6 protein-coding genes are annotated in these 5222 nt (G+C 64.8%); 4 read left to right on the forward strand and 2 right to left on the reverse strand.

Features of this window, described 5'->3' with window-relative positions; genetic code table 11:
• Positions 1-426: alpha/beta hydrolase fold domain-containing protein (locus ACLP9N_RS18035; protein WP_442408697.1), on the reverse strand; the 426-nt coding region annotated here is incomplete at its 3' end.
• 141 nt (positions 427-567) lie between these two features.
• Complete coding sequence (locus ACLP9N_RS18040; protein WP_442408698.1) at positions 568-1197, reverse strand: TetR/AcrR family transcriptional regulator; 630 nt, start codon at positions 1195-1197, stop codon at positions 568-570.
• A 101-nt stretch (positions 1198-1298) separates the two neighbouring features.
• Here ACLP9N_RS18040 and ACLP9N_RS18045 point away from each other — a divergent pair, with 101 nt between their 5' ends.
• The 4 genes from ACLP9N_RS18045 to ACLP9N_RS18060 form a co-directional block, all read left to right on the forward strand.
• The gene (locus ACLP9N_RS18045) at positions 1299-2588 is read left to right on the forward strand and encodes an acyl-CoA dehydrogenase family protein (protein WP_442408699.1); all 1290 of its coding nucleotides are present in this window, start codon (positions 1299-1301) and stop codon (positions 2586-2588) included.
• Complete coding sequence (locus tag ACLP9N_RS18050) at positions 2585-3616, forward strand: phosphotransferase family protein (RefSeq protein WP_442408700.1); 1032 nt, start codon at positions 2585-2587, stop codon at positions 3614-3616. Before ACLP9N_RS18045 ends, ACLP9N_RS18050 begins: the two co-directional genes overlap by 4 nt.
• Complete coding sequence (locus ACLP9N_RS18055; RefSeq protein ID WP_442408701.1) at positions 3613-4377, forward strand: SDR family NAD(P)-dependent oxidoreductase; 765 nt, start codon at positions 3613-3615, stop codon at positions 4375-4377. The genes ACLP9N_RS18050 and ACLP9N_RS18055 overlap by 4 nt, the downstream gene beginning before the upstream one ends.
• Positions 4378-4387: 10 nt before the next feature.
• A partial coding sequence (locus ACLP9N_RS18060; protein ID WP_442408702.1) for an SDR family NAD(P)-dependent oxidoreductase occupies positions 4388-5222 on the forward strand: 835 nt, incomplete at its 3' end.

Here is a 5222-nt window from a genome sequence, read left to right on the forward strand (position 1 = left end):
GTCGTCCGCGGTATCCGCGGACGACCCTTCGACTGCAAGATCCGTCCACGGCGAGAACACGATTCCGGCCGCGGGCACTGGCAACCCGGCCCGCCGGGCCGCAATGATGCAGGCCAGTGCAAGGCCACCGCCGGCGGAGTCGCCCGCCATCACGATGTCGGTGTTGGCCACGCCCTCGGCCAGCAGTGCCCGGTAGACCGCGACGGCATCGTCGATAGCGGCGGGAAAAGGCGATTCGGGCGCCCGGCGATATTCCGGTGCCACCACCTGCAGTTCGCAACGCCTCGCCAGCGCCGCGATCGCCCCAAGTACATCCGCGGCGCGGGTGTAGACGTAGCCGCCGCCGTGGAAGTAGATAGCCGTTCGGCCGAGTTGACCGGCGTCGAGGCGCAGACAGTCGACGTTGCCGTAGTGGCACGGCTCCACGGTGGTGCCATCGGGAGCTGCGACGCCACATTCGCCTCGGATTCGCGCATTTGCCGCAGCGCCTCTATTGACGGTGCCGTCGTCGGTGTGAGCACTGTGCCGACGGCCGAGAGCGCCGCGACGAGCTGCTCGTGTTCCAGGCTAGCCACGTGCTGTCGCCTCCATGCCGTCGATGAGCCAGTGAATCGTGGTGTCGAATACTTCAGGCTCGTCCCACTGCCCGGGCGCGGCCATATCGGCCAGGGTCATGCTGAGCGTCACGTGCACGAGGATGCCGCATGCCCGAACGGCGTCATCGTTGGAGAAACCGCGCCGGGTCAGCACGGGGATCAGTTGCGTCACATACCCGATGACGACGCCACGGTCGGCAGTCGTCATCAAACTGCACAGATCCGGGCGTGCCGTCAGCGCCGACCGCAGCGCCAGGCACCACGTGCGGACGCTGTCCTGCCAGCCCATATCGGTCGAGAAGTCGATCTCGATCGAGGCAAAAGCCCGTGCTACGACTCCACGTACGAGCGCGTCGCGATTACCGACCTGCTGGTAGAGGGTCTTTGGCGAGCACCGCAATCGGTTGGAAAGGTTGCGGAACGTCAAACCGGCAGCGCCATCGGTCGCCAGCACTCGCAGCGCTTCGTCATAGATCGCCTCGGCGCTCAGCAGTGGTTTAGCCACGGTTTGATCCTGTCTGACCGCTCGGCGCTTTGGCGCAGAGACTTCGACATATTGCGAACACACACCGGTCGGGGATTGCCCGTCGCGGCGCAGCAATTCTGGGATGTTGTCCTTTCTCCGGGGCGCTGATACTTTCGGGAAACGCGGTTATCTTAAGTGACCGCAACCACACCACGGTAGCGACCCGAAAGAAGAGCATGGCCTGGGACTTCTGCGCTGATCAGGATTTTCAGCCCACCCTCGACTGGATCACCAGCTTCATCGCCGAAGAAGTCCAGCCACTTGAGCCATTGCTGCCCCAGCTGTCGGCAGGGGAAGCCGCACGGTTACTCGAACCGCTCAAGCAGCAGGTCCGAGACCGGGGACTGTGGGCCGTACATCTCCCTAAAGAACTGGGCGGCAACGGCTTCGGTCAGCTGCCATTGGCACAGATGAACCTGATCACCGGACGCGTCGGCGTAGCGATGGAGGTGTTCGGCAATATGGCGCCGGACTCGGGCAACGCCGAGCTGATCGCCGAAGGTGGAACAGAGCAGCAAAAAGAGCGGTGGTTGTGGCCCAACCTGAGCGGCAAGATCCGCAGCGCGTTCGCCATCACCGAGCCGTGGGTCGCGGGCACCGACCCGACGCAGATCCAATCGACCGCGATACTCGAGGACGACCACTGGGTGCTCAACGGACGCAAATGGATGATCACCAACGCCTCGATCGCCGATTTCATCATCTTTATGGTGGTCACCGAGCCCGATGCTCCGGTCCATCTCCGGTGCTCAATGATCGTGGTGGAGAAAGACACCCCGGGTCTGACAATTCTGCGGGACATCCCTTCGATGCACGACCCCGACGTCGAGTTCGGTCGCCGCGGCAACCATGCCGAGGTGCTGCTCGAGGACGTCCGAGTGCCGCAGGACCATCTGATCGGACCACGCGGTCATGGGTTCGTGTTGTCCCAGGTGCGGTTGGGGCCGGGACGGCTGCATCACGCGACGCGGTGGCTGGCCGAGGCCGAGCGGGCCTTCGACATGATGTGTGAACGGGCGCAGTCACGTTCTTCGTTCGGTAAGAGCTACACGCGTCACCAGATGGTGCAGCAATACATCGCCGACTCCCGCATCGAGCTGGAAACCGCGAAGCTGCTGACCCTGCGCGCGGCATGGAAGTTCGACCGCGAGGGCAACCGCGCTGCCCGCAGCGACATCGCGATGTGCAAGGTCTACAACGCGCAGGTGGTGCACAACGTGGTCGACCGTGCGCTGCAGGTGCACGGATCGCTCGGATACAGCTCAGATATGCCGTTGGAACGCATGTACCGGATGGCGCGGATGGCCAGCCTAGTCGACGGCGCCAACGAAGTGCACAAGGTGACCATCGCCAAGAGTGAGCTCGCCCGTTACCGGGCCGTCGAGGGCTGGCCCAGCGAGCATGTGCCGACCCGGCTGGCCATAGCGAAGGAACGGTTCGCCCACCTCCTGGAGGCCGGCGCATGACCCTGGCGGCACCCGGCTTCGATGTGCCGCGGTTCCGCGACTGGCTATCCGAGGTGACCGGTGAACCGGCAGAGGTGGCAGTGTCACCGATCCGCAGCGGTGGAAGTTGCGAGATGTTCCGGGTTGAACGACTCGGGCAATCCTGGGTGGTTCGGCGCGCTCCGCTGGCAGCGGTGTCCGACACCGCCCACCAGGTGATCCGCGAAGCCAGAATCATTGAAACGCTTGCGGGCACCGGCGTCCCTGTGCCGACGATCCTGGCCATTGGAGAAGATCCGGGCATCCTGGGTGCCCCGTTTTTCATGATGAACTACGTCGATGGCGACGTGGTGCGCCGCAACGGCCTGCCGGAACGCCTTGCTGCAGAACCTACTTCGCATCACGGCATCGGTAGGGGGTTGATCGACACCCTGGTGGCGCTGCACAACGTGGACTGGCGGTCCACCGCGTTGACGGAGTTATCGCGTCCCGAGGGGTTTCTCGCCCGCCAGGTCGACCGATGGATGTCCCAGCTGGCGACCTACCGTTCCCGCGAGCTTGACGGTGTCGATGAGGTCGCGACCTGGCTTTCCGCGAATCTGCCGAGCCACGGCGAGCTCACCGTCATGCACGGTGACTACAAACTCGACAACCTGATCTGGTCGGCCTACGCACCGCCCCGGGTTGCCTGCGTCGTCGACTTCGAGATGACGACAGTCGGTGACCCGCTCATCGACCTGGCGTGGGCGCTGACCTTCTGGCCTGAAGAAGACAACCTAATCGCGCTGGCACCGCCAGGCAGCCCCAACGGCATCGACGCCGACCAGTGCCAGTCCCCTGCCGACCTTGCACAGCGGTACGCGGCCGCCACCGGGCGCGATCTGTCCGAGTTCGATTGGTACCAGGCGTTCAGCGCCTGGAAGCTCGCGATTGTGCTCGAAGCGTCGTACACGCGATACCGGCGCGGCGAATCCCGCAATCCGCACCACGAATCCTTTGGATTCGTGGTGGACCAATTGCTTTCGCGGGCACGGCGGTTCGCGCAGTGACCGATCCGCTGTTCTCCGTCGCCGACCGGGTGGTCCTGGTGACCGGCGGCAGCCGCGGCCTGGGCCGGGCTATGTGCCTGGGTCTGGCCGAACGCGGCGCCGGGGTCGTCATTGCAAGCCGCAAGATCGACGCCTGCGAGCAATTGGCCGCACAGATCCGTGATCACGGCGGTGAAGCCGCTGCCCTGCCCTGCCATGTCGGCGATTGGGCGTCGCTCGACCATGTGGTCGCAGCAGCCGCTGGTAGGTGGGGGCGCCTCGACGGCCTGATCAACAACGCAGGAATGAGCCCGCTGGCACCGTCGTTGGTCGATACCTCCGAAGCCCTCTTCGACAAGGTGGTCGGCGTCAACCTGAAAGGGCCGACCAGGCTGACCGCCCTTGCCGCACAAGCGATGACGGCCACTGGTGGCGGTTCTATCGTCAACATCAGCTCGCTGGCGTCGGTCAAACCGACGCCGGTGGCTACCACTTACTCGGCAGCAAAAGCCGGTCTGAACGCACTGACCAGAGCCGCCGCCCTCGAGTACGCAGCCGCCGCGATACGAGTCAACGGCATCATCTGCGGCACCTTCGACACAGACGCCGCCGCTGGGTTCGTGCGCAACTCTGAGCTGCTGCCCGAGGTGGTGCGACCCATCGCGCTCGGCCGGGTGGGACGCCCTGAAGAGATTGTGGGCGCGGCCGTCTACCTACTTTCGGACGCGTCCAGCTACACCACCGGATCACTGATCACCATCGATGGAGGCGTATCGGGATGAGAGATATGCGATGAGCACTTTCGACGGCCGTTCGGTACTCATAACCGGCGGCGGCACGGGCATCGGCAAGGGCTGCGCGCAGCATTTCCTCGCCCACGGCGCCACTGTCACTATCGCCGGCCCCGACGGTGACGTGTTGGAATCGGCTGCCGCCGAACTCCGCGACGCCACGGGGAGCGGCGCGGTGCGCACCGCGGTCTGCGATGTCACCGAAGAGGAGCTGGTCCAACGCACGGTGGCGACGGCCACTGAGGCCGGCGGGCTGGATGTGCTCGTCGCCAACGCCGGGACGGGTTGGCCCGGACCCGTGCAGCTGCTGGATAAAGCGCAGTGGCACATCGCCTATGACGTCAACGTCGTCGGGACCGCACTGTGCATCAAGCACGCCAGTCCTGTCATGCGCGGCCGCGGGAGCGGCGCAATGGTGGCGATCTCCAGCGTGGAGGCGCTACGGGCCAGCAAGTTCATGCCCGCCTACAACGTCACCAAGGCGGCACTGGACACGCTGGTGGCCTGCGCCGCACGCGAACTCGGGCCGTCGGGGATCCGCGTGAACGGCATCCGACCCGGCGTTGTGCTGACCGAGGCGGTAAGCGCCCAGCTCACAGAGAGCTCAATACAAGCCGGGCTACGGCAGACCTATCTGGGCCGGTTGGGAACCCCAGCAGACATCGCCAAGGCGGTGGCGTTCCTCGCCTCCGAGGACGCGTCTTGGGTGAACGCCACCATCGGATCTTGGTGGAACTGCCGAGGATCGTCGCTAAGGCTGATTATGGTCTGCTGCGCGACAATGGTGTTCCAGCACGGCTCATTGTCCATGATCGTGACCTCTTACCTCCTAAGTT

Origin of the sequence: Mycobacterium sp., assembly GCF_052144515.1 — a bacterium.
In the GTDB taxonomy this organism is placed as follows: domain Bacteria; phylum Actinomycetota; class Actinomycetes; order Mycobacteriales; family Mycobacteriaceae; genus Mycobacterium.